Origin of the sequence: Lacibacter sp., assembly GCF_035299325.1 — a bacterium.
Lineage (GTDB): Bacteria > Bacteroidota > Bacteroidia > Chitinophagales > Chitinophagaceae > Lacibacter.
Genome location: NZ_DATGWT010000004.1, coordinates 586,456 through 612,219, shown reverse-complemented (window position 1 = coordinate 612,219; position 25,764 = coordinate 586,456). Strand labels below are relative to the sequence as shown.

13 protein-coding genes are annotated in these 25,764 nt (G+C 40.2%); 8 read left to right on the top strand and 5 right to left on the bottom strand.

Going from position 1 to position 25,764, the window contains the following annotated elements; all coding sequences use genetic code 11:
* Positions 1-9: 9 nt before the first annotated feature.
* The 4 genes from VK159_RS04320 to VK159_RS04305 form a co-directional block, all read right to left on the bottom strand.
* Positions 10-1,371, bottom strand: a complete 1,362-nt coding sequence (locus VK159_RS04320; protein WP_324228914.1) for a hypothetical protein — start codon at positions 1,369-1,371, stop codon at positions 10-12.
* A 14-nt stretch (positions 1,372-1,385) separates the two neighbouring features.
* Entirely contained in the window at positions 1,386-3,515 is a 2,130-nt protein-coding gene (locus tag VK159_RS04315; protein WP_324228913.1) for a hypothetical protein, read from the bottom strand.
* Between the two features lie 92 nt (positions 3,516-3,607).
* Entirely contained in the window at positions 3,608-4,657 is a 1,050-nt protein-coding gene (locus VK159_RS04310) for a hypothetical protein (RefSeq protein WP_324228912.1), read from the bottom strand.
* A 40-nt stretch (positions 4,658-4,697) separates the two neighbouring features.
* A complete protein-coding gene (locus VK159_RS04305; RefSeq protein WP_324228911.1) occupies positions 4,698-5,213 on the bottom strand; it encodes a hypothetical protein in 516 nt (171 codons plus the stop codon).
* Positions 5,214-5,373: 160 nt separating this feature from the next.
* On the opposite strand from VK159_RS04305, the gene VK159_RS04300 reads away from it, so the two are divergent.
* From VK159_RS04300 to VK159_RS04280, 5 genes are all read left to right on the top strand, one after another.
* Positions 5,374-7,302: a sensor histidine kinase gene (locus VK159_RS04300; RefSeq protein WP_324228910.1), complete on the top strand. Its 1,929-nt coding sequence runs from the start codon at positions 5,374-5,376 to the stop codon at positions 7,300-7,302.
* Positions 7,303-7,307: 5 nt separating this feature from the next.
* Positions 7,308-7,931, top strand: coding sequence for a response regulator transcription factor (locus VK159_RS04295; RefSeq protein WP_324228909.1), 624 nt, complete (start codon positions 7,308-7,310; stop codon positions 7,929-7,931).
* Between the two features lie 567 nt (positions 7,932-8,498).
* Positions 8,499-11,675, top strand: a complete 3,177-nt coding sequence (locus VK159_RS04290) for a carboxypeptidase-like regulatory domain-containing protein (RefSeq protein ID WP_324228908.1) — start codon at positions 8,499-8,501, stop codon at positions 11,673-11,675.
* A gap of 121 nt (positions 11,676-11,796) precedes the next feature.
* Entirely contained in the window at positions 11,797-14,292 is a 2,496-nt protein-coding gene (locus VK159_RS04285) for a bifunctional YncE family protein/alkaline phosphatase family protein (RefSeq protein WP_324228907.1), read from the top strand.
* A 1-nt stretch (position 14,293) separates the two neighbouring features.
* The gene (locus VK159_RS04280; RefSeq protein ID WP_324228906.1) at positions 14,294-16,318 is read left to right on the top strand and encodes a TonB-dependent receptor; all 2,025 of its coding nucleotides are present in this window, start codon (positions 14,294-14,296) and stop codon (positions 16,316-16,318) included.
* A gap of 934 nt (positions 16,319-17,252) precedes the next feature.
* Here the strand turns inward: VK159_RS04280 and VK159_RS04275 are convergent.
* Positions 17,253-17,870: a lipoprotein gene (locus VK159_RS04275; RefSeq protein ID WP_324228905.1), complete on the bottom strand. Its 618-nt coding sequence runs from the start codon at positions 17,868-17,870 to the stop codon at positions 17,253-17,255.
* Between the two features lie 624 nt (positions 17,871-18,494).
* On the opposite strand from VK159_RS04275, the gene VK159_RS23615 reads away from it, so the two are divergent.
* The 3 genes from VK159_RS23615 (at position 18,495) to VK159_RS04265 (ending at position 25,515) form a co-directional block, all read left to right on the top strand.
* Entirely contained in the window at positions 18,495-18,617 is a 123-nt protein-coding gene (locus VK159_RS23615) for a hypothetical protein (RefSeq protein WP_349254774.1), read from the top strand.
* Between the two features lie 90 nt (positions 18,618-18,707).
* Positions 18,708-20,246, top strand: a complete 1,539-nt coding sequence (locus tag VK159_RS04270) for a sulfatase (RefSeq protein WP_324228904.1) — start codon at positions 18,708-18,710, stop codon at positions 20,244-20,246.
* A gap of 271 nt (positions 20,247-20,517) precedes the next feature.
* Positions 20,518-25,515, top strand: coding sequence for a polysaccharide lyase family 8 super-sandwich domain-containing protein (locus tag VK159_RS04265; RefSeq protein ID WP_324228903.1), 4,998 nt, complete (start codon positions 20,518-20,520; stop codon positions 25,513-25,515).
* The last annotated feature ends 249 nt before the right edge of the window (positions 25,516-25,764 follow it).

Below are 25,764 nucleotides of genomic sequence, written 5' to 3'. Positions count from 1 at the left end.
ATAATGTTGTCAATCACTTACTTTTCCATAAGCAGTATAGCTGCCATAACTTGTATCCTGCAACCATAAAATGCGGCCACCTTTGAAACAAGAGAAGTAGGCGTTGTATGTTTTAGCACTGCGTTCAATATCAGAAAACCAGATCTGCCAGTTATTTAAAAATTTCCAGTTGCCACTTGCTTTTGCCTGGTCAACTTTCATAGTAGAACCATAAGCGCTGCTTCCCACTACCAAATCCCAGTTGTATGTTTTGTTATTACGGAAAATGAAATTTTGTCTTGATGCATGTGTTGTAGAGCCGGCGTATATACCGGTGTATGTATTGTAGTATGCAGTTGAACCTTGAAACTCATTCGACCATTTACCTGGAAGATCTTTTTCACCCACTGCAAACCGATTCATGCCGGCGAGATTTAGTAACGAATTCCATTCAGTATAATACATGTGTGGATTGTTGATGCCAAAGGCTTGCACAAATGTATTTTTATCGGGTGTGATGATTTCGATCCAACCACTCTTTCCTTTATTAAATAATGTTACCCAAACATCTTTGCCCGTTGCATTGTCTTGCAACATACCACAAGCAAAGTAGGCCGATTCAGGAAGATTGCTTCCCGGAGCTTCGTAGTTACGCAGATTTGAATAACGTGGCGCAACCAGCAGATTCCAAAATGTATTCATCCGCTCATCGTGCTGTGTATAATATTTGCTGTCTTCTGCACGTGGATAATGCAGTAATACTTTGATGTTGCCTTTTGTTGCTTCCACCCAATCTTCTTTTACCACGCTTGTCCAGCCATCATCGAAATTGGTAGTGTTGAACGTAAAGCCATCGTTTGTTGGAGTCGTTTTAATTTCTTCAACCGGATTATCCTGCGGCTTATCTGTATTGGGTAACGAAACATTTAATGATGCAATAAACTCATCCAATACTTGTCCGTAAGTTGTTGTATTGCTCAACAAAAGAAAACTGGCGCAATTAACGCCATCACTGAACGTATTTAACAATACAGTTGAGGTATCATTATTAAACAGAAACTTTCCAAGGCCTGTGTAAAGTTTCCATCCATTGAAGGTTTGTGTGTCTGTTGCCAACGGCTCACCTTGCACACCATAACGGTTCATTACAAGTTCTTTCCATTCATTTTCAAAGTCGGCATCAATGTTCCCTTTGCTGGCCGTGCTTTTTACAAAATCAATTTGTGCCCATGTGCGTTTGTTATTATCTGTTGTTGAAAAGATGAGACTATTTTCTTTTGCTGCTTTGGTCCATTTTTTTGGTGGGGTAAACGTAAATATGTCGAACGTCTGTTGCTGTGCATTCGCCATTTGATGAAGCAATAGGAAAATGAAAATGAAAGTTTTTTTCATGATGTTTAGTTTAATTACAGTTTAACTCCTTTTAATATGCCACTGCCGGTTGCTGTAAAGCCACTGTTGATAGAAATGGTGGCATTTACGCCGCCAAGTGATACCGAAGGTTCTTTTGGTCCAACATTCACTTCGCCAATATCAGTGTCTACTTTTGTATCCAGCACATTGCTTCCTACACTCACATTTGCATCGATCTTTACACCTGCATCTTTTAATCCTGTACGATCGAATTCTAAAAACCCTGTTGCTCCAACTGATGCTTGTAATTGCAATGGGCCTTCGCCAATCGATCTGTCTACGCCTGCTGTAACTTCAATTGTGCATCGTTGAAATTCATCCATGAAATTCCGGTTCGCTTCAAGATCAGCTGATTTGGTTTCCCATCCGATTTTTACAAAATCAATTTCCATTTTAGCAACGGTACGTCCACAAATGGTTTCAATAGATCCGAAAACAAAGTCGGACTTGCTGCGGTAAAGACAGTTCACATCATCATAATCGGCCAACGCAAACCTACCCCTTGTGTTTTCCTGTTTTTTGGTGCACATCCTGTTTGGATCTTTAAAGTAGATGAGGTCTTTGGGCATCATCATTAACGAGAGCCATTCCATTTTCGCTTCATTAACAGTAAGCGCAAATTTTTCAGGGAACTCGCTGTACAGTTTAAAGTTTACCAATTCAGTGATACGTTTTTTTGCCCTGTCCCGATGCCTGATGCAGAATGCTTCTATCACTGAATTCGCACTTTTCAGAAATTCTGTTGCAGCGGCATCCATCGCATCGCAATAAGCTTTGTTGATGCCGCTTCCTTCTGCACCGGGAGATATATTTTCATTGATCTCTTTCAATCTTTTCTCATAATTTTCTTCGTAAATTCTCAGCGTATCTCTTAACGTCACTACTGCTAAACCCAAAGGATCTTTTGCTTCCTGCTCGAGTAACATATCAACGTAAGGCCAGAGTTTGATCACTGCTTTGGGAACAACACTGCCAAACATTGCTGAAGTGGTGGCGCCTGTTTGTGGTGCATTTATATCATGCCTCATCCGGGCTTGGAATGCTTGATTATAATTATTGAGGAGTATCTCGTGTTCAACTTTCAATGCAGCCATCCGGGCATCAAACTCACTGCGGATTGCCTTCCAATAAATCTCTGCATCTTCACTTTCAGTAACAGATTTTGGAAATGATGGCCAGGCAAACTTCGAAAGACCCAATTGGTCGGGTGCATTACGTGGACCCCATACGATGTCGTCGCTTTTCAATTCATATCCCAAATTATTAAGCGCCCGTTCTTTGTCAGGTGTGTGCATCCGGCTGATAGATTGCTTCAGTGCTTTTATCGCTTCGGTTTTATTGCCTTTGCTTTCTGCAATAGCAGCTTTTATCTGGTTGGCTTGTGGGTGCCATGCACATAAGCGAATGGTACTGTCAATATATTTTGATGCAGTTGTTACATCGCCCAATCCAAACCATGCATGCGCTATGTTGTTTAGAATGGTACTGTTTTGCGGATGTTGTTTATTGAGGTAATTGAGAAGGGGCAGGGATAATTGTTCTCCACCACACATGCTCAACATGGCAGCAAAATTATTCAGGTGGTTACTGTTTGTTGGATCTTCGGAACAGGCACGACCCAATAAAAGTAATGCCGGGGCTGCTTTGCCAAAGGCCCAGCAACCCACGGCAGCGTTAGCAACGGCCGTTGATGAACCGTATTTCGACTTTACAGCCTTATACAGTTCATCTGTTTTTGAAATTACAGACGAAGGAAACTTGCTGACCAGATTTTGATAAACCGATTGGAGGTACACGGGCAACGCTGCTTTTGTCAATGGGATTTTTGAAATAGCAGCAATTCTTATTGCATCCCGTTTTGGTACAAGCACATCTGGTTGTACACTGGAGTTTGCCATTGCAAAATCAGCTGTTTTTTTCATTTGCTTTACGTTCGGCATTTTAATGCTCATGCTATCCATAAACCTTTTTTCCTCAGGGCTCATGTTGTTAAACGCATCCTCCATTTCCTTCATCATTTCATTCATTTCTTTTTGAGAAGGAGGCGGATCTTTTTTAACCGGTTTTTTTTGTGCTGATGTTTGCAGGCAAATGAGCAGAGCAAAACTTAAAATGAATTTCATGCAGATTGATTGTAAGCTGGAATTAATTTTCGTGTTGGTATGTGGTTATTGTGTAAAGCAGGATTTTTATAATCCGGATACCATTTCCATTTTTAATAATTGAACTGAACATTTAAGGGACTTCCCCAATTTTGCTGCAACTGTTGAATTCCCGCCACAGTTACTTTGCTGAAATTGAGATAAACAGTTTTTAATCGTGGCAGTCGATTTTTTATCTGTAACAAATAGGTGAGTCCCTGATCAGTAATATTGCAACGCACCAGGTATAGGGTTTCTAATGACTCGCAACCTTGTAGTGATAAAAGTGCCTGGTCGGTTATTCCGGTCCAACCCAGTGTTTGAAGTACTTTTAAATTTCGGAGGTTGGTGAAATGTGCAAAGCCCGCATCGGTAATACGTCCCAAATCCTGGAACCCTACATATTCGAGTGACGTATTTTGCAGCAATGCCGCTAAGCCAATATCAGTTACAGGATGATTGGGGTAGATGGCTTCGCTTCCGTTGTAAGAAGGAACATTGGTGCCACTGTGATAATAAATTGCTCTTAATTGATTTACTGTACCTAATACCTGAAACGCTGAATCATTTACAAAAAGTAAAGGAAGATCAAGCTGGACCAGATTTTGAAGTGATCGTAAATGAACCAGGCTATCGTTTTTCCAAAGTGGCCATCCTTGCTGATGCATCCAGCCTTTGAAAGTCAGGCTTTTTTTTCCGGCAAACTTTTCAACGGTTGTATCAAATCTGGTATGCGGCACCAGTTGGAATGGTGAGCTGTAAACGGAGAGATCATAGGGGTTGATATTACGCCACCATTGGTATGCCTGTAAAACTTCACGACTTGGAATAAATGCAGGAACAGTAGTTTGTGTTTGGGTAGTAGTAGAAGAAGAAGTAGTAGTAGCTGTGGTGGTGGTCACCGGAGCCGCTTGTACCATGGTTGTTGGAGTATTCAGGAGAAAGCTGCTCATTGTGGGTTGAGCCTGTGTATTAACTGACTGCGTATTGGTGGTGGCAGTTTGTGACAGTTTCCTGATTTGTAATTTTGCCGTATCTTTTTTTTGTACTTGTTGGATGACTCTGATTTGAGCATTAGCATTTTGCAGCAGAAACGCAAATGCAAAAAATAACATTGATTTCATATGTTTTATTTTATGTTGTTGTTTTTGAATAAGGTTTCGGTTAAAATGAATTCCATGTTTGTCCTGTTGTGTAATCAAATCCCGTTTTACCGCTGATCGTTCTTACACCTGTTTTAAGATTTTGCTGAAAATATGTGGTGCCGATTCTTGCTGCCTGCAGAGTTACGTTGGTGCTGCCATTTACATCTTCTACACGAATGATGCTGACAGATTCAAGACGAACTGTGGACAATACATTCAATCGTGCTTCCCCGGGTTCAGTAATTGTAAAAACAGCATATGGAAGTTTTTGCTTGCTGCCTTGCATGGTTGCTAATACTGCAGAAGCTCCACCGGAAGGCATCGTATAACTCACCTGTGCATTGCCGGTAGTAACACCCGAGAAAGAAGTTGCAATGATCAGCCGTTCATAGCCACGTTGTACGCTGCTACCTTGTATAAGCTGACCTTTCGCATCAACCATCTGTAAAAAAGTCTGTTGTTTTAATTGTATATCAGCAGAGGTAAAAGACGCTGTTAACACAATAAGCAGTAAAAATTGAAATAAACGTTTCATGTTGGAATGATTTACGATGTAAACGTAGCACCCCGAACGTTGGAACCATTTCCCTGAAAAACAGGATTTTCAGGATGGTATATCATGGAAAACGGGGATAAGAAGTTTGGGAATAGTCCTTTTTATTTGTAATAAGATATTTTTGGTTTACTTTATTTGAATGAAAAAACTACTTTTCTATACGGTCTTTCTGTTTACCACTGCTCATGCACAGGTATTGATGAATAGAGACAGTTTGTTGAAGTTATTACCGCAGGTAAAAGACAATAAAGAGGCAGTAGACCTGTACATTAATATTGGCCAGCAATATGAAAACAATACACCTGAGCTTGCTAAATATTATTACAAGAAAGCAGGTGAGGTGAGTAAAAAGATCAAGTATGCGGAAGGAGAGGCCCGTTACATTTTTAATTATACGTACATACTCAATCTGCAAGGCCAATACGATTCAAGTCTTGTATTAAATCTGCAATCTGTTGAAATAGCAAAAAAGCTGAATGATCCTGTTGTACTTGGCAAAGCGTTGTTTAATACCGGCACCTCTTACAGGCTGCTGTCGCAATATGAAATGGCTGCTACGTTTTATGAAGAAGGCAAAAAAGTATTTGCCGGAAATAAGGACAGTTCGATGGTAGCCAGATCGTATGATATCCTTCAGCTTTTATACTACGACCTGAGAGATTATGACCGGTCTATTCAATACGGCGAAGCTGCCGTAAACTATTTTCGGAAAAACGAAGATTCGATCTGGCTGGGTAACGCACTCACTAATTTGGGAATGAGTTATTCAAAGAGAAAAAAGTACCGGGAAGCAGAAAGCAGCTGGAAAGAAGCCTTTGCGATTAGTAAAAACATTGGGCATGTTGAAATGCAGGCGGCCCAACTGCTCAACTTGGCCGATCTGCATTACAGCAAAGGCGAATATGATCAATTGAAAAACTATTATGGAAAGGCGCTGGAATTATCCAATATTGTCAATAGCAGCGAAACCAAAGCTGTAAGCTACCGTGGACTTGGCGTTTACTATTTTTTCAGAAAAGATTTTGAACAGGCCAAAGCAATGGCGTTAAATGCATTACAAATTGCGAACGAAGAACAAATGCTTCCTGAAAAAGCGAAGATACTGGAGCTGCTTTCCCGAATACATTTTGGATTGCAGGAAGTGGTTGCGGGCCAGCAATACGCCCTTCAATCGGAGATGATTGTTGACAGTATCAATAACGATCTTATCAAAAAGAATATCATTGACATTGAAAAAAAATACGACTCTGAAAGAAAAGACAGCCAGATAAAAATTCAACAAGCTGCATTAAAACAAAAAAGCGTTATCAATTATTTGTTGGCAGCAGGTGCTGTTGTTCTGCTAATCATTTCATTATTATCGTACAGGAATTACAGGCAAAAACAAAAGCTGCAGCAGCAACGTATCAATGAACTGGAAACAGAAAAGCAACTTGCCGCTACCGAAGCCGTATTAAAGGGAGAAGAACAGGAGCGAACCCGTTTGGCAAAAGATCTGCATGACGGGTTAGGGGGCATGTTGTCCGGGATAAAATATACACTTAACAATATGAAAGGCAATTTAGTTATGACGCCTGAAAATGCACAGGCCTTTGGGCGCAGCATTGATATGCTCGACAGCAGCATTCGTGAAATGCGAAGAGTGGCTCATAATATGATGCCCGAGGCGCTGGTAAAATTTGGACTTGATACGGCGATGCAGGACTTTTGTTATGACATTAATAAAAGCGGAGCTTTGCAGGTTCAATACCAATCGATTGGTTTAAAAGAAGCAGACATTGATCAAACAAAAAGCGTAACCATTTATCGCATTGTACAGGAGTTGTTGAACAATACAATGAAACATGCGTCGGCAAAAAATGCGGTGGTGCAGTTAAGTTACAATGATGATGTTTTAACAATCACTGTGGAAGATGATGGAAAAGGATTTGATCCATCAATATTGAATCAATCCAAAGGAATCGGGTGGAGTAATATCCAAAACCGGATTCAGTTTTTAAAAGGGAAATGGGATGTGGATTCACAGCCCGGGAAGGGAACATCGGTGATAATCGAAATGACAGCATAAAAAACATGAGCCTGGTTACAAAAGTTTTTATTGTAGATGATCATTACATGGTGATCGAAGGCATCCGTTCACTTTTGGAACATGAAAAAGGGATTGAATGGATGGGCCACGCTATGAATGCTGAAAGTTGTTTGGCATTTTTGAATAACCGTCGGCCCGATGTGATTTTTATGGACATTAATCTTCCCGATAAAAGCGGCATCGATCTTTGCAAAGAAGTGAACCAGGCATACCCGGCCATTTCAATCATCGGGCTCAGTACTTTCAACCAGCACAGTTTTATAACCAGAATGATGGAGAATGGCGCATCGGGGTATGTGCTGAAAAATGCAACAAAAGAAGAGCTTTTGTTCGCCATTCAAACAGTGGTGCGTGGCCACACATTTTTAAGTCATGAAGCTGCAATACTCACTGAAAAAAAAGAGGGCGATGAATTGCCCGTTCTTACCCGTCGTGAAAAAGAAGTACTTGAACTAATAGCCGATGGATTAACCACACAGGAAATTGCAGACAAATTGTTCGTTAGCGCTGCTACAGTTGAAACACATCGCAAGAATTTGCTGTTAAAACTGGAAGCTAAAAATGTGGCAGCAATGGTAAAGATTGCGGCAAAGCTGAATTTGATTTGATTCGATCGCAATAATTTTCACGGAATAACAAATAACTGAGTTTAAGCGTTCAGCGTATTTAAATATTGCTGCTTAATACAACCGGTTTCCTTTTTTTTATGTCAATCAGACAAAGCGAAGCAGAATTTCACTGATCAATTACGATTCTCCTTGCCTAGTGCATGTTGTTTATTTGGGCAAGTTCACGTATCAACAACAACATGGCGGTAGCTTTTGAACCAAACGAATTGAACGTGATGTGTAAATATAATTTCAACAATTATATTGTTCAGCTAAATACTTCTCAAAGTAAATAGAAGCGCTGCATACACTGAATTATATTGGTATGATTAGGAATTTTATTGATTTGAGTAGTTTACATAAAACATAATCATATCCTTAATCTTTTGGTAACCTTCCCATAAGAATTCAATCACATCAGCCCTTGAGTTTCGCAGCCTTAAGAAAGATCGTTTAAAAGTATGCGGTTGTTTTTCAATCTGTAATCTTTAAGATGTTTCAACCGGAATTGTATGGGTTCTTGTAATCATCACTAGTACATTAATTTTTATATCAAAACAAACTGCAATGAAAAGTAGAATTTATCTTCTTCGAGCAATGCTGATCGTTTCTGTTTTATTACTGGGGAATTATTCATTTTCTCAGTCAACAGATGCATCAGCAACAGGAACGGTAATCAACAACGAGAAAAAACCGTTGGCAGGTGCTACAGTAATTATAACCAATAGTTCTACCGGTTTTAAATCTACTACACAAACAAATGCATCGGGCGTGTATTTGTTTCGGCAATTGCCATTAGGAACTCCTTACACAATACAGGTAAGTTTTATCGGGTTCAAAACACAACAAAAGGAAAATATCTCAATCAATTTGGGTGATCAGATTCTTTCTGATTTTATTCTGTCAGATAACAGTTCTGATCTTTCAGAAATTGTGATCCGGTCAAATTCTGTCAGCAGCAGGATCGATCGCTTTGGTGCAACAACAGCCATTAATGCCAATACCATTCGGCAGATACCGGCCCGCAACAGAAATTTTAATGACCTTGCTTCACTGTCTCCGTTATCGAATGGTTCTAATTTAGGCGGGCAACGTTTTTCTTCTACCAGTTTTTTAATTGATGGTGTAAGTGCAAGAAATAATCTTACCAGCGGTGAAATCGGTCGTGGCCCATTCTCATTATCAATGGAAGCCATCCGTGAATTTGAAATTATTACGAATGTGTATAGTGTAACACAAGGCCGGCAGGGTGGTGGTGCTATTAGTGCCGTTACTAAATCGGGAACCAATACATTTACAGGAAGTGTTTTCAATTATTTCCGTTCAGATGCGTTGGCGAGTAAATATGATATCAGAGGAAACAGGCGTACACAGAAGTTTAGCAACAATCAGTATGGATTTAGTTTGGGAGGACCGATTATTAAAAACAAACTTCATTTCTTTACAGCTTTTGATCGGGAAGATGCATCAGCGCCTTTCTTTATTGCTGATATTCGTACAGACGCTGATGCAAATTCACTTCGCATCAGCAAGGAAGCTCTTGAACAGGTGCTCACCATCGCCCGTAATAAATATGGATTGAGTAATAATAAACAAGTAGGTGAATTTGGCCGTAAAACAACAGCTAATACATTGCTCGTTCGTTTGGACTGGCAGATTAATGAAAAGAACCGATTGACGTTCCGAAACAACTTCAGTAATTGGAACGATCCAACCAGTGTAAATGATAACAGCAATATCAACCTGTTTGAAGTGTGGGGTGATTTTAAATCGCAGGAAAACAGTTCGCTGTTATCACTTCGTACGCAGGTAAACCGAAATGTGCTGAATGAATTGAAAGTACAATATCAAACTGCTACCAGAAACTTTGTGCCCAATTCAGAATTGCCGGCTGCAAATATTCCAAGAGCAATCGTTACAGTGCGATCTACATTGCCAAACGGAACACAGGGTAACACCACTGTACAATTAGGTGGACAGCGTTTTAATCCGGAAGATAACCTGGAAAATCAGTGGCAGTTAATCAATACTACTTTCTGGACAAAAGGAAAATATAATTTCACCTTTGGAACTGATAATACGCTTACCTATTTAGACACCTATATTTCAAATGAGCAAAACGGACGTTTTATTTTTAACAGCATTGCAGAGTTTGACAATTTGAATCCTTCACGTTACGCAAGGGAAGTTCCGTTAAAAGGCGTGCCTTCGGTGCAGCAATATGTTTTTAATGGTTCTCTGTTTGGTGAAATGCAATTTTCGCCCTGGAAAAATGTGGATGCAGTATTTGGATTGCGTTGGGATGTAACGAGTTATTTAACAGCAGGTGATTACAATCCTGTTGTAGAACAGGAGTTGGGATTACGTACCGATAACAATCCAACTGACTGGAATAACATTCAACCGAGAGTACAGTTCACATGGGATGTAAAAGGAAAGCGAACCGACGTATTTAAATTTGGTGCAGGTATGTTCTCAGCAAATCCTATTACGTATGCACAGGTAAATAATATTCAGAACAGTGGTACAATGGTGGCGGCTATTGATGTTACACGTCCAACAAACGGAAGTCCCAATCTGGTTCCGGTACCAAACTTTCCCTCGTACAGAGATAATCCTTCAACTGCTCCCGGATTAATTCCCGGTGTGCCAACTGTTTCAACCATTAATCTGAACGATCCGAACTTACAGGTGCCAAGTATTTTTAAAATGAATCTTTCTTACAATAAAATTTTATTGGATGGAAGACTGAGGCTTGGTGTAAATCTGCTTTGCTCATATACGTATAACAACTATGTTTATCTCGATCGTAACATCGTTGATCAGCCATTCTTCAGATTGGCGAATGAAGCGAACAGGGGAGTGTTTGTTCCTGCTGAAAGTATTTCTGCGGCAGGCATCACCAACAATGTGTTGAGTCGTAAAACACAGGCGGTAGGGCGCACATTGGAGTTTACGAATGGTGCAAAACTTTTCGGTTATACAGCTATCATTGATGGTGAATACAGATATTTCAAAGATGGGTATATCAATTTCAGCTACACGTATAATATTACAAAAGATAATACATCTTATAACGGAAACGTAGCAAATACATCTACTTTCCGACCTGTTAAGTCAGATCCACGTGATCTGTCTGAAATTAATTTTTCTGATAATCAGTTTAAGCACAAGCTGGTATTCTTTGGTTCAACTCCAACATGGAAAGGCTTTTCATTGAGCGGCCGTTACACAGGAATTGGCGGCACCCGTTACAGTCTTACAATTGATGCAGATACAAATGGAGATTTTGTGGGTGGTCCTGGAAATGATAATGATTTGGCGTTCATTTTTGATCCGAATGATTCAAAAACTCCATCTGCAATAAAAGCTTCAATGGAAAAAGTATTAAGCAATCCGGATAACAGAGCAAAAGACTATATCAGGAATAGTCTCGGAAAAATTGCAGATAGAAATGGCGGAGAGAATCCATTCGCCGGTACAATTGATCTGCGTTTAACCAAAGACTTTAAAATCACGAAGAAACAAAAGCTTACCATTAGTATTGATGTATTCAATTTTGCAAATCTTCTGAATAAAGAGTGGGGCAGAAACTTTAACTTAGGTACACAAAACCTGCTTTTTGTAACCGGATTTGATCAGGCAACAAAACAATACAACTATCGTGTAAATGAAAATGTGGGTGTACAACAGGCAAACGGAACACCTTACCAGATTCAGATTGGAGCCCGTTATGGATTCTAATAGCGAAGGCTTTATTTAAATAGATATAACAGTAACCTGGCCGCCGATGAATCGGGGTTAGGTTACTTTATTTACTTTAGGTTTTGAATAACCCGCAGCTACATATTTTAAATCAACCATCATGAGATCATTCGTTTTTCTTTTTTTATCCTTTTTTATTTGTCAACTCACATTTGCTCAAACGGCTGCATCACTTGAGCAGCAACTAAACAAGTCAAGAGTGCGTTTGCCGAATGGCTGGCATTTATCGCCTGCCGGAAGAATGCTGCCGTTGGGTGATTTTCCTTTAAATATTGCGGTTTCAAAAACGCAACGTTTTATTGCGGTCACCAACAACGGACAAAGTGTACAGAGTCTTCAACTGATTGATCCGAAAGCTGAAAAGATCCTGCATAGTATTATCATTCCTAAATCCTGGTATGGTCTCACATTCAGTGAAGATGAAAAATTTCTTTATGCATCCGGCGGTAACGATAACTGGATTCTTCAATATACCATTGCAAACAACCGGCTGCAGTTGAAAGACAGTATTAAACTTGGTGCGAAGTGGCCGGCGAAGATTTCGCCTGCCGGTATTACGCTGGATGATCAAGCAGGTCTTCTATATGTTGTAACAAAAGAGAATAATGCTTTGTATGTTGTTGAACTTCGCACAAAGAAAATCGTCCATGAAGAAAAACTTGGATACGAAGCTTATGCCTGCTTATTATCGAAAGATAAAAAGGAACTATATATTTCTTCATGGGGTGGTGATCAAGTGATTGTTTTTAATACCACAACACGCAGCATTACTTCCAAAATTGCAGTAGGCGATAATCCGAATGAATTATTGCTGAACAAAAACGGAACTCTGTTATTTGTTGCCAACGCCAATGATAATAGTGTTTCTGTAATTGATATCAAACAACGTAAAGTGTTGGAAGTATTAAATACTGCTTTGTTTCCCGATGCACCAACCGGCTCTACCGCCAATGGACTTGCGTTATCTGTAAATGAAAGGACTTTATATGTTGCCAATGCCGATAATAATAGTTTAGCAGTGTTTGATGTATCAACAGCGGGGCGAAGCCGTTCAAAAGGATTTATTCCTGTTGGATGGTATCCAACCAATATTAAAGTAATTGGTAAAAAAATATTTGTAGCAAACGGCAAAGGGTTTTCTTCATTTGCAAATCCAACCGGACCCAACCCAAGTAAACCGGAACAAACAGTTGAGCATCATGTTGGCGATACGAGCGTAAAAGTTCGTTCAGGATATATTGGTGGATTAATGAAAGGCACACTTTCAATTATTGACGAGCCGGCCGATGCAGCGCTTGCTGTGTATTCAAAAGCTGTGTACAGCAACACGCCCTACAACAAGGAAAAAGAAATGAATGCAGCAGGTGAGGTGGGGAATCCTATTCCCATGAAAGTGGGGGCCGCTTCTCCCATTAAATATGTGTTTTATGTGATCAAAGAAAATAGAACCTACGATCAGGTGTTGGGTGATGTTCCTCAAGGAAATGGTGATACAAGTCTTGTATTGTTTGGTGAAAAAATTACACCCAATCAACATAAACTGGTTAAGGAATTTGTGCTGCTCGATAATTTTTATGCGGATGGTGAAGTAAGTGCTGATGGTCATAACTGGAGTACATCTGCTAATGCAACTGATTTTCTGGAGAAAAACTGGGTTACAAGTTATGGAGGCAGAGGTGGTATATACCCTGGCGAAGGAAAACGTGATGTTGCAAATCCGAAGAAAGGATTTATCTGGGATTATTGTAAACGTGCAGGTGTAAGCTATCGTACCTATGGCGAGTTTGCAGATGGAGGTAAAGCAAATATTCCGGCTTTGGAAAATCATTTCTGCCCATACTTTACCGGCTATAATTTAAGTGTGGCGGATACAACACGTTTTTATCAATGGAAGCGGGAGTTTGATTCCTTAGTGGGACTGAATGCAGTGCCGCAGTTTAATACAGTTCGTTTTGGCAATGATCATACTGAAGGACAACGTACCGGACGGCCAACACCCTTTGCACATGTTGCAGATAATGATCTGGCCGTTGGTTTGTTTATTGAACATTTATCTAACAGTCCGATTTGGAAAGATTGTGCTGTGTTTATTGTAGAGGATGATGCACAAAACGGTGCCGATCATGTTGATGCACACCGCACCACTGCATATTTAGCAGGTCCTTTTGTAAAACGTGGATTTGTGGATCATACCATGTATTCAACATCATCGATGTTACGAACCATGGAATTGATTCTTGGTTTACCTCCTATGAGTCAGTACGATGCGGCTGCCACTCCCATGTGGAATTCGTTTACTGCAACGCCCGACTACAAACCGTTTGTTTCGCTGCCTGCCAATATTAATTTGAATGAGCGTAACAGCAGGAATACAGCCAGCGCAAGACTAAGCAATACGTTTGATTTTAGAAAAGAAGACACGATTCCCGATCTGATCTTTAGTGAAATTGTGTGGAAGGCTATCAAGGGTGAAGATTCTCCTATGCCTGCACCAAGGCGCAGCGCCTTCTTAAAAGTGAAAGATGAGGAAGAAGAGGAGGACGAGGAAAACGAAGTTGAAAAAAACACTAAAACCAAATCGGGTAAAAAGAAGTAGAATGAAAATGCGAATATTATTTGCGTTACTATTTTTTTCTTCGTTAAAGATGGTAGTTGCACAAACTGATTCATCTGAAACAAAGGAATTAGGTGAAGTGTTTGTTACAGCACAAAGAAGCAATCAACAGGTGCTGAAAATACCCTATGCTGTAAAACGTATTGGTAAAGATCAGTTGCAGCAGTTTGTACCACGCACCACGCCGGAAGCCTTGCAAGGAATGAACGGTGTGTTTATTCAGAAAACAAATCATGGTGGAGGCTCCGCATTTGTTCGTGGATTAACAGGAAACCAAACATTGCTATTAATGGATGGAATCCGGTTGAATAACTCTACTTATCGTTATGGTCCCAATCAATATTTAAATACAATTGATCCGTTTTTGATCGATCGTATTGAAGTAGCGAAAGGCACAGGTTCTGTTCAGTACGGAACAGATGCGCTTGGTGGCGTGATTCAACTGTTCAGTAAAGAACCGGTTTTTACAACAGGTAAAGCAAAACTGAGTGGTAATGGATTGATCAAGTACATGAGTGGCAACATGGAGAAAACGGCGAGAGCTTCACTTACTTATAGCACTGAACGAATCGCATTTACAGGTGGTATTACGTTGCGTGATTTTGGTGATTTGATTGGTGGCGATACGACCGGTAAACAAACTCCGTCCGGTTACGATGAATGGTCGCTCAATGCCAAAGTAAAGTTTTTGGTAACGAAGACGATGCAATTAACCTTATCGCATCAGCAGTTGCAACAGACTCACATTCCATTGTATCACAGAGTAAAACTTGAAAATTTTGCCCTTAGTGAGTTTGATTTGCAGAAGCATCAGTTGCAATACGTAAAATTCGAAGCGAATACAAATCAGAAGTGGGCTGATAAGTTTACGTTGATTGGATCGCACCAACAAACCAATGAAGGTAGAACCAGCAGAAGAAACGGAAGCAATATGTTGAGAAACGAAAATGATGATGTACAAACAATCGGATTGACGCTCGACATCAATTCCCGTTTTTCCAAATTCTGGACTGCAAACAGTGGAGTTGAAATGTATATCGATAAAGTGAAAAGCAAAACGGTGGATACGGATGTACAGGCAAATACAAGCGTACAAAAGCGTGGACTTTATCCAAATGATGCTACCTATGGCAATTACTCTTTGTACTCATTACATCATTTTAATTTTCAGCGTTGGTTTATTGATGCGGGTATACGGTTTAATACGTTTTCCATCAATTTGCAAGACAGCAGTGTGGGCAAAGTAAATATTACACCTTCAGCTATGGTATATAATGCTGCCGTTAATTATGCAGTGAGTAGAAACCACCATGTGTATGTTGGTTACAGCACCGGCTACAGAGCACCAAATATTGATGATATGGGAACGCTCGGTATTGTTGATTTCAGGTATGAATTGCCGACTTCAAACTTGAACCCTGAAAAATCAGGTAATCTCGAAACCGGTTACAAGTTCAACTCGAAAAAATTAAAGGGCGATGTAGCTGTGTACTACATGCATCTGAATGATTTAATTACACGAGTAAGAGAAGATGGCACAATCATTAATGGCTACCAGGTTTATCGAAAAGAAAATACGGAAAAGGCATTTATCGCTGGTGCGGAAGCCGAGTTGACTTGGATGCCTGTAAATGGTTTACAGTTGAATGGGAATATTTCTTACAACTATGGTCACAACAAAACAAAGAATGAACCCTTGCGTCGAATTCCTCCGGTTAATGGAAGGTTCATAAGTTCTTATAAAAAGAACCAATGGTTTGCATCAGTGGAGTGGTTGTATGCATCAAAGCAAACCCGATTGGCACAGGGCGATAAAGATGATAATCGTATTCCCAAAGGCGGCACTCCCGGATGGAATGTGTTGAATATCTATGCGGGCTACGAATGGAAGCAACTTCGATTCAACACCGGTATTCAGAATCTTTTTAATGAAGATTATCGCACGCATGGTTCGGGCATTAATGGAGTGGGGAGGAGTGTTTGGGTTTCGGTGGCAGTGGAAATGTAAATTAGTTAGCAAATCAAGGTGATAGTTATACGAAGATATCCTAAACATCAAGCATCATTTTAGCTCATCGACTTCACTCATTTTTTAAGTCTGTGTTTGAAAAATTGATAATGAGTGCTGTGTTTTCTGGTCTACTTTTTTTATTATTTTCATTTTGTAAATGCATCGTTGAAGTGATTCGAGAGATGATAAATTAGGTGAAACAAAGTTAGTGAGTCATTTGGTGATACGATATTTTGGAGGCTTGTAATAATTCGGTTGTTAAATAGTTATGGCGGATAAGCTCGGAGCCGTCCGGGCGCAAGAAGCCACTCAGACTTTGAGTGGCTTCTTGTGTTTTATCCGGTTTGAAAGCCACGAAGTGCAGGATTTTGCCTGTTAGCAGACTGGTTTTCACGAAGAAGAAAAACGGAACACAGATGAACACAAATGAACACGTACACACACCTTCGACTCCCGCTTGATGCGGAACAGGTTGACTCAAGATTAAGCAGGAGGCCTGCCTCATGACAGATAGATAGGTTACATGAATTGCACGAATTGATAAGGAGGAGGTTGGAAGGAATTAGTTGTTAGTGGGGGTAAAGGTTTCCAACTTTTCGAAGGTTGGCAACCCTATGATGGGTAGTCGGATCTTTCCATCTGATACGCTTCATCCAGGGAGTATCGTGGGTGTATCCTGCCTTTAAGAACTAAGGATGAGCGAAGGATAGACAGTATAATGGGCAATGGGGAATTTGGGAATTGGCAACAATCTATTGGCAATAGTCAACATACAGTGGGAATTTCCGTAAGCCGGGGGTCTGGTGTAACCGAACCCGATAGTTATAATGTAAAAATCTAGGGATTCACTTCGTGAGCCCCCGGCTTGCATAAGGCTTGGATGGGAAGAAAGAGGCCTGGAAAGTTGGGTACGCAACCGTAAGCTAAAATTCTATTGCTTCCGCACTAATGTATCTGCCATATTAAAAATTTGTGGTACACTGTATGCTTCATTAAGGAGATTAGCCAGCCTTGGCAGGTCTTCCGTAAGATACAACCGACGGTCTTTGTCCAATTTTTCTATATAGGGTACAAAGAATTTAAATCCTTTTGACTTGAGCCAACCTTCTGTAAAGGCATTGTTCATGGTTTGCACAATAATGGTATCCTTAGTCAGTTTATTAATTTTCAGGTAAGTACTTATGGTTAGTGTAAAATCATGTGAATCTCCGCCGCCCCAGGTAATCACTTCAACATAAGGCTTTCCACCAGCTGTCATAAAATCTGTATCAAAAATAGTAGTACCACAAAATTTGCAATCCATGATATCTATCAATGCGACAGAGTATAGTGTTAACCCGTTTATTCCATTGGTGATATTGATTTTTATATTATGTCCCATCCCTGTCCAGAGGCCGGTTATATCAGGTATAGATAGTGCTTTTACACCCATGATTGCTCGGGCACTATCGTTCTCCATGGTATAATTATTCACAGAAAAAACCTTGGGGGCTTTATTGCAGGCTGTCAATAACAACATCAATGAAAAAAAAGAAATCAGCTTTTTCATCCTGATTGTTTGGTAGAAGTTACAACTTACAAAGGGCAAGAGGTAATGATATTCAGCACCGTAATCACTAACACTGATCATTCAGATAACAATTGGAAAGCCCACTTGCTGAGAAATCCCGATCTAAGTTCCATTGTAACTTCTTTCAGAACATTTTATTAATCTAACGCCTCGGATTGTGTTCCACGAATGGGAATAAGATTGCATATGATTCATGAAAACAGGATCCAATGCAGCAGATTGATACTTGAAATGTGCGGGGATAAAATGGCAGTAGTTGATATAACGTTGCGCATCCGTTTGCATGATTCCATTCTTCCTGAAATGGGTATATTTAAGCAACAAAGAACTTTGATATGTTTTTTTTACCGAGATGTTTTCTAACGTTTGCTATTGTATTCATCCTGCAACAGGGAGTTGCTGCACAATGTTCTGTTATACTTCAACCTGTACAGGCAACCAGACAGGCGTCTCAGTTTCTGCTCAATCAGCAAACGGCAATGGTTGTGGAAAATGAGCAATTACAGGCAGGAGCAACTTGCCTGCAACAAATACTGCATTTAGTGGGGGTGTTGGCAATTACACAAATCCGTTTGGCCTGCAACTTATTACACACAGGAAGATATTCAGGAGGTCATCCGTTATGCAAGTGAATGGCAGATTATTGTAATACCGGAAATAGATGTTTCATCCTGCAAAGCCCGAAACTGGTTCATACCATGGGGAACAGATTCGCTGGTGCAGTAATTGATGCGTGAACAAAAGATGATTTAACCAAACTGCCGGGAACTGAAATAAGGCCTGCAGCTAAAGTAAAATAACAGAAATGTGTATTCAATGAAGAAGATAATTGTATTTCTATATATGGTTGTTGCATTCGGTTATGTTTCTGCACAACAGTTGGCCAGAAAACGGCCGAACATTATTTACATGATGAGTGATGATCATGGCTACCAGGCTATCAGTGCATACGGTTATGGGTTAAACAAAACACCTAATATCGATCAGCTTGCAGAGAAGGGGATGTTGTTTACAAGAGCGTTTGTTACAAACTCTATTTGTGGCCCAAGTCGTGCAGTACTGCTCACAGGGAAGCATAGTCATATCAATGGATTTAAAGACAATCACAGTCGTTTTAATGGCGATCAACCAACTGTTGCTAAATATCTGCAGGCAGCAGGTTATCAAACAGCATTGGTGGGTAAATGGCATTTGGAAAGTGATCCGCAGGGGTTTGACTATTGGAATATAGTGCCGGGGCAGGGCAGTTATCACAATCCTGATTTTATAGAGATGGGTGTTCGCAAACGTGTGCCCGGTTATGTTACAAACATCACAACTGATTTTGCAATTAGCTGGTTAAATACAAGGGATCAGAATAAACCTTTCTTCCTAGTGTATCAACAAAAGGCACCACATCGTAACTGGATGCCGGAAGAGAAGTATTATCATTTGTTCGATAGTACAGCATTCCCTGTTCCTTCAACCTTTTTCGACAAATATCAAACAAGATCAAGAGCTGCAAAAGAACAGGAAATGGAAATAGCAGCAGATATGAATGATGCATATGATCTGAAACTTGCATTTGATCTTACGAAAGAGGAAAGAGTTGGGCTTGCCAATATGTGGCAGGGTATTTATGACCGCTTTACTCCCGATGAAAAGAAGAAATGGGAAGCTGCCTATGGCCCAATGATCGAAGCATTCAAAAAAGCAAATCTTTCGGGCGAAGAGTTAGCGGTATGGAAATATCAACGTTACATGAAAGATTATCTGCGTTGTGTGCAGAGTGTGGATGATAACGTGGGGCGGTTAATGGCATACCTGAAAGAAAATAATTTAGAAGACAATACAATTGTCATCTACACATCTGATCAGGGTTTTTTTCTGGGCGAACATGGCTGGTTCGATAAGCGCTGGATGTATGAAGAATCGTTCCGCACACCATTAATTGTGAAATGGCCTGGTGTTACCAACAAAAAAGAAACTACATCGATGATGGTGCAGAATTTGGATTTTGCTGAAACCATTCTTGAAATGGCAGGGTTGCCTGTTCCGGCTGATATGCAAGGGAAAAGTTTTGTTCCTTTATTGAAGGGTAAACAAAAAAGCGATTTACATAATGCATTGTATTATCATTTTTACGAAAACATCGAACACAAAGTTGCCAAACATATCGGTGTTCGAACCAGCCGTTACAAGATCATTTACTTTTATGAAAACAAAGAATGGGAGATGTACGATCTGCTAAAGGATAAGCATGAGATGAAGAATATATTTCATGACCCTGCTTATTCAAGCATCAGGAAAATGATGCAGCAAAAGCTGTTGCAGAAAAAAGAGCAGTACAATGATCCTGTTGTGGTAGAACTATAAACTTTCAAACTAAACAAGGGTATTAGGCAAACGGATAGACGGCTTTCATTTTCAGTTTTAATAAAAATGCAATTACCAGGCAATAAAGAGATCAGGCAGTTACTGTTGTACATGTGTTGATTTTATTCAATAACATTTTTCTATATCGTTTCAATCAATCTCAATACATTTTTCCCCCTAAACTAAGACAGATTCATCCCTAACGCTATTCCTCTTTTTATCAGATTTACCAAGTAAAAAGTTTTCACTTTTAAAAAATCGATTGTTTCTGATGAAAAAAAATCTCCTCTTTTTTGTAATGCTTCTGTGCGCAGTACAGTATGCAGCAGCTGCTGATTACTACACGGCTTCAGCAAGTGCTACGCTCACCGGTAATGGAACGGCTTCCGCCAACTGGACGACCAATCCCAATGGAATAACCGGTTTAACAACTGTTACTATTACAGCAACGGACAATCTTTTTATTTTAAATGGAGGTACTGCCACCATTACGAATACAGGTACCATGACTGTTGCTTCTCTAACCATAAATGCAGGAGGAACCATTGTTCATAATAACAACGCATGGGCATCTACATTTACAATTACGGGTCTGCTAACATGGAATGGTACGATTCGAACATTACAGGCTACATCCGGAGGGAGTAATTTTTTCAATGCAAACGGCGATGTAATTGGCACTACTGCTATTCATCATTTAAACAGTACCCGTGGTGTGTACCTGGGTGGGACAAACAAAACCATCAGCTTAACGCAGCTATCATCAGGTGTTACCAATTCAACCAACATCAGTGTCGGTCTGCAGCTGAATGGCAGTTACCGTTCATTGGCAGGAAATTGTAAGTTCTATAGTCCATTGGTTTTCGCCGCTACAACCTGTACGTTAGATCTTGCGGGATATAACTTACAGGCTTCTTCTATAAAAAGTGGAAACAGCACAACCCGTTTGCTAAAAGGACATGCCAATTCAAATCTTACCATTTCGGGAACAAGTGCTACGCTTCCAAGCAGTGCTGCCACCATCATTACATTTGATCCCACAGCAGCAGTGCTGAATGAATTGAACATTAACAGCGGGTATTTATCCACTGCAGCGGGTCCTGTTACCGTAAACGGAAATCTCACAGTTAACGCTTTAACCTTTGGAACAGCCTCAGGCGATAATGCTACCAGGATACTGCAGGTGAACGGAAATTTTTCATTAGCCAATAACGGAAGCTTACGTGTGCAGGCCGGGGGAACTACTGCAGGAACAACTTACGATCAGGTAAATGCAACCGGAAATATCAGTATCGGAACATCAACAATATTAAAGGTTGATTTCATTAATGCATACAGCACACCGGAACAACCATCTCTCACATTTGTACAAACAACATCACCTGCAACTGTTGCAGGAACTTTCGGAACAATTTTAAACACATCCGGTTATACAGGTGATGTAACGTACGCAGGAAATGCTGTAAACTATCAACTGCTTACATCGCCAGTGCCGGCAGCTCCATGTCCAATCAGTTTAACTCCTGATTTGCCATTACTGCCTTCGAACGCAACGATCGAAGCAGAGATCAATACAATTGTGCAGCGGTTTTCTGATGCTTATTTGGGTGTAGCTGAACCAACTGCGACTGCACTTACCAATGCCATCGCAAGTTACAATGCATTGAACATAACAGTAGACGGATACAGCATCTCAGCTCAAACAGCCGTTACCAGTTACAGTCAGACAGCATTTTTAAAAACATTTGCTCAGTACCTCAAGTTCCATCCTGAGGATAACGATGTCTTCACGAAAGCCCTTAACACCGTGTGGCTGATATCGGACAGAATGTGTAAAGGCTTATTTGAGATCGATTATAATCAATATGTGTATCGGGATTTTGCACGATCGGCTATTTTGATACCACGCATTAAGGAGAACTCATTTGTAAAAAGCCTGTTTGAAAACGTATTGTACCAACAGGATAATTTTCTGCATTTCTGGGATCCAAACTACATAGTAGGAATTAATGACGATCATTTGGGCAACAGTGGAAATGTTACAATGGCCTATGTGAAATGGATTGAATCTGCGGATGAGCGTTACCGTTATATGACCGCTTTCAAACGTTATATCGAAAACTTCACCCGCTATGCACCAGGTAATTCTTACGCCGGAATAAAACAAGATGGTTCAGGCTTTCATCACTGGACCGGCTATCCATCTTACACGTCTAATTTAAACAGCGTAGCAGAGATCATTTCCAATTTAAGAGAAACTTCTTTTCAAGTCGATAGTGCTGCCTACCTGCGCCTGAGAGATGCAATCATGGCTCAACTCATGTTTACCAATGATAATACCACGAGATTTTTAACGATGGGCGGAAGAAAACCAGAAGAAATTGTTACCACCATCAGCCGGTTTAGTTTGCGTAATATGGGAGTTGCCGGAGGAAGTATACTGGGTACTGGTGCATCAGATCCTGTGATAGCAACCTATTATAATCGTGTGTGGGGTGGTTACGCACCTTTTGGTAATAGTATAAAAGCTTCTTTTAACTCAGGTTATTTTCAGTTTAACCACAGCATGGCAGGTATATACAGAAACGATGGATGGTTGGCTGTATGCAAGGGTTTTAACAATAATATGTTGGGTTCTGAAATTTTTCCGGATGCAAATCGTTTCGGGCGCTATCAAAGTTATGGTGCAGTAAATATCATTTATCCCGGAGATGCACTGACAGGAAATGGATACGATGTAACAACATGGGATTGGAATTTCACTCCCGGTGCAACGGTTATCAGGCTTCCCTGGAATAAGCTGCATGGCGAGAAACAACGTATTGACGAGCTGCAACAGAAAAGATTTGTTGGTTCTTTAAGTTTTATCAATAAGAACGGATCTTATCTGAAAGCCATTCAAGGAACGTATGGTTTGTTTGCAATGGATTTTCAGGAAAGAACAGGCCAGGGATTTGGAACCGTCTATTCAACTGAAAATCATAACGCAACATTTGTGTTTAAAAAATCAGTGTTTGCGTTTGATAATATGTTGATTTGTTTGGGCTCCAATATTGGTAACAACGATGCAGCGAATACCACTATGACAGCGTTGTATCAACGTAAAACATCAGCAGCAAAAGAACAGGTAACTGTTGATGATAATTTATTGCCAACCGGCACTTACAACAACACTTATACCGATAATACCAACCACTGGATTGTAGATAATTACAACACCGGGTTTTATGTGTTTGCAGGAAGTGGTACAATTAAGCTATCGAAAGCCGACCAACAAACACCACAACATGATAAATTATTATCAGCTCAAACAATTACCAATAATCCTGTAGGAAATTATGCGAAAGGATTTCTTGATCATGGAACAGCGCCGTCAAACAAATCTTACGAATACATTTGTGTACCGAATACTACTGCTATTACTATGGTTGATTTAAACAACCAGATAAGTGCAGGCAATAAACCATATACTGTACACCGCCAGGACGGCATTGCACATATTGTAGAATACAAACCTGCTGCTAACACGAATGCGATATTTGGATATGCTTTTTTTAGTGCACTTTCCGGCATCAACAATAATGGATTGTTGACAGGTGCTGATTATCCTTGCCTGGTCATGAGTAAATATGATACAGCACAAAAAACGTTTCAGATAGCAGTAAACAATCCTGATCTCGGATACAATTACAGATCAGATGCTGCATCTGTAACCAGGCAAATTAAAATTTCTATAAAAGGAACGAACTGGGAAATTTCACAGCCACATGCGAATGCAAGTATAAGTGATACAGCAAACGGAGAAACTATCCTACAGTTTACAACAAGAGACGGATTACCGGTAGAAATTGTGTTGAGCCGGGTTTTAGCTCAGCAAACAATCAGCTTTGATCCAATCGCTGAAAAAGCAACGACTGATACAGCTTTTATTTTAACGGCAACTGCATCGTCAGGTCTGCCTGTCAGCTACAGCAGTTCTAACACCGCTGTTGCGTTAGTAAAAGGCGACACCGTAGTTGTTGTTGGCAAGGGTACAGCAACGATTACAGCTTCACAAAAAGGAAATGATCTTTATGATGCTGCCACGTCCGTACAAACACTAACTGTGAAGGATGTTGAACCTCCGGTTTTAACAGCTCCTGCAAATATTAACGTGCATACAGATGCGGGCATAGCTACTGCAAGCAATGTGTCGCTTGGATTAGCTACAGCCAGCGATAATGATGCTCTTCAGTCTGTAACCAACAATGCTCCGCCAATTTATCCTGTTGGTGTAACAGAGGTTACATGGACGGCGACAGATGTTTCCGGAAATGTTGCAACAGCCATACAACTGGTAACCGTAACAGATAGTGAAGCACCGGTATTGATTGCACCTGCTGAGCAAAGTATATGTTATGAAGGATCAAACTACCAGGTGCCTGTTTTAACAGCAACAGATAATGTTGGCATTGCAACAATTCAGTATGTTGTTTCAGGTGCAACACAACGAAGTGATAATGGAGTAAATGCAAGCGGCTTCTTTGAAGAGGGTGTGTCGACCATTACATGGACAGTGACAGATTTGTATGGTAATCATTCAACCGCTGTTTGTACAATAACCATTACTAACCGATTAACGGTAACTATTGCAGATGTTTTTGCAGTGAATGCAGCAATGGATTTAAAGAACACACTTTATTTAGGTTATGGTCCGTCATCATTATCCATTACGGCTACGCCTCAAGGTGGAGCCGGAGAGTATCGTTACAGTTGGAGTACCGGAGAACAAACGCAGTCAATTGCAGTTGCAGATGCAGGAACCTATACCGTAACTGTTACTGATTTGAAAGGTTGCCAAACTTCTGCAGCGATACAAATAAATGTAGTAGATGTGCGATGCGGTAACAATGGTAATAAGGTGAGAGTTTGCCATAACAATAACAGTATTTGTATTTCATCTGAAGCAATACAGGAACATTTAAATCATGGCGATGCGCTGGGTGAGTGTGGTGTAGCAGGCAGAAGGGTTACTACTACATCTGAATCAAATGACGTGATGATGAACGTATTTCCGAATCCTGTTCAGGATATGTTATTTGTTACAGTTCATATGCTGGATAAGAACGCAAACGTACAAGTATATAATGCGCAGGGCATGTTGGTGCGGAATGCAGCACTTGTGAAAACAAACCAGGGAATTTCATTGAGCGGATTGGCAGCAGGCATCTATTTTGTTCATGTAAAAAATGGATTAGGAATAGCCAGAAAGAAGATTGTAAAACTCTAACGTTTTTTAGTTTAGTCAAACAGGTAAGGGCAGATGTGCGGAAGGGTTTCAACTCTTCCGCTCATCTGCCTGAATGAAAAATTTCGAAACCACTGAATGTAACTTCAGCGTAAAAGATTATCTTATTTTCATTGTTTTAATAACGGTTGTGCTATGTGCGATCGTTTTGCGAAAGACGTTTGGTGTTTGACATTATGCAGCAAAACAAAAACGAATCAATAATTTAGCAGTTAATTTTTAAAATCTGTC

Excerpts from the sequence above, each read along its gene's own strand:
- VK159_RS04320 (WP_324228914.1), bottom strand. The coding sequence starts at position 1,371 with ATGAAAAAAACTTTCATTTTCATTTTCCTATTGCTTCATCAAATGGCG.
- VK159_RS04315 (WP_324228913.1), bottom strand. The coding sequence starts at position 3,515 with ATGAAATTCATTTTAAGTTTTGCTCTGCTCATTTGCCTGCAAACATCA.
- VK159_RS04310 (WP_324228912.1), bottom strand. The coding sequence starts at position 4,657 with ATGAAATCAATGTTATTTTTTGCATTTGCGTTTCTGCTGCAAAATGCT.
- VK159_RS04305 (WP_324228911.1), bottom strand. The coding sequence starts at position 5,213 with ATGAAACGTTTATTTCAATTTTTACTGCTTATTGTGTTAACAGCGTCT.
- VK159_RS04300 (WP_324228910.1), top strand. The coding sequence starts at position 5,374 with ATGAAAAAACTACTTTTCTATACGGTCTTTCTGTTTACCACTGCTCAT.
- VK159_RS04295 (WP_324228909.1), top strand. The coding sequence starts at position 7,308 with ATGAGCCTGGTTACAAAAGTTTTTATTGTAGATGATCATTACATGGTG.
- VK159_RS04290 (WP_324228908.1), top strand. The coding sequence starts at position 8,499 with ATGAAAAGTAGAATTTATCTTCTTCGAGCAATGCTGATCGTTTCTGTT.
- VK159_RS04285 (WP_324228907.1), top strand. The coding sequence starts at position 11,797 with ATGAGATCATTCGTTTTTCTTTTTTTATCCTTTTTTATTTGTCAACTC.
- VK159_RS04280 (WP_324228906.1), top strand. The coding sequence starts at position 14,294 with ATGAAAATGCGAATATTATTTGCGTTACTATTTTTTTCTTCGTTAAAG.
- VK159_RS04275 (WP_324228905.1), bottom strand. The coding sequence starts at position 17,870 with ATGAAAAAGCTGATTTCTTTTTTTTCATTGATGTTGTTATTGACAGCC.
- VK159_RS04270 (WP_324228904.1), top strand. The coding sequence starts at position 18,708 with ATGAAGAAGATAATTGTATTTCTATATATGGTTGTTGCATTCGGTTAT.
- VK159_RS04265 (WP_324228903.1), top strand. The coding sequence starts at position 20,518 with ATGAAAAAAAATCTCCTCTTTTTTGTAATGCTTCTGTGCGCAGTACAG.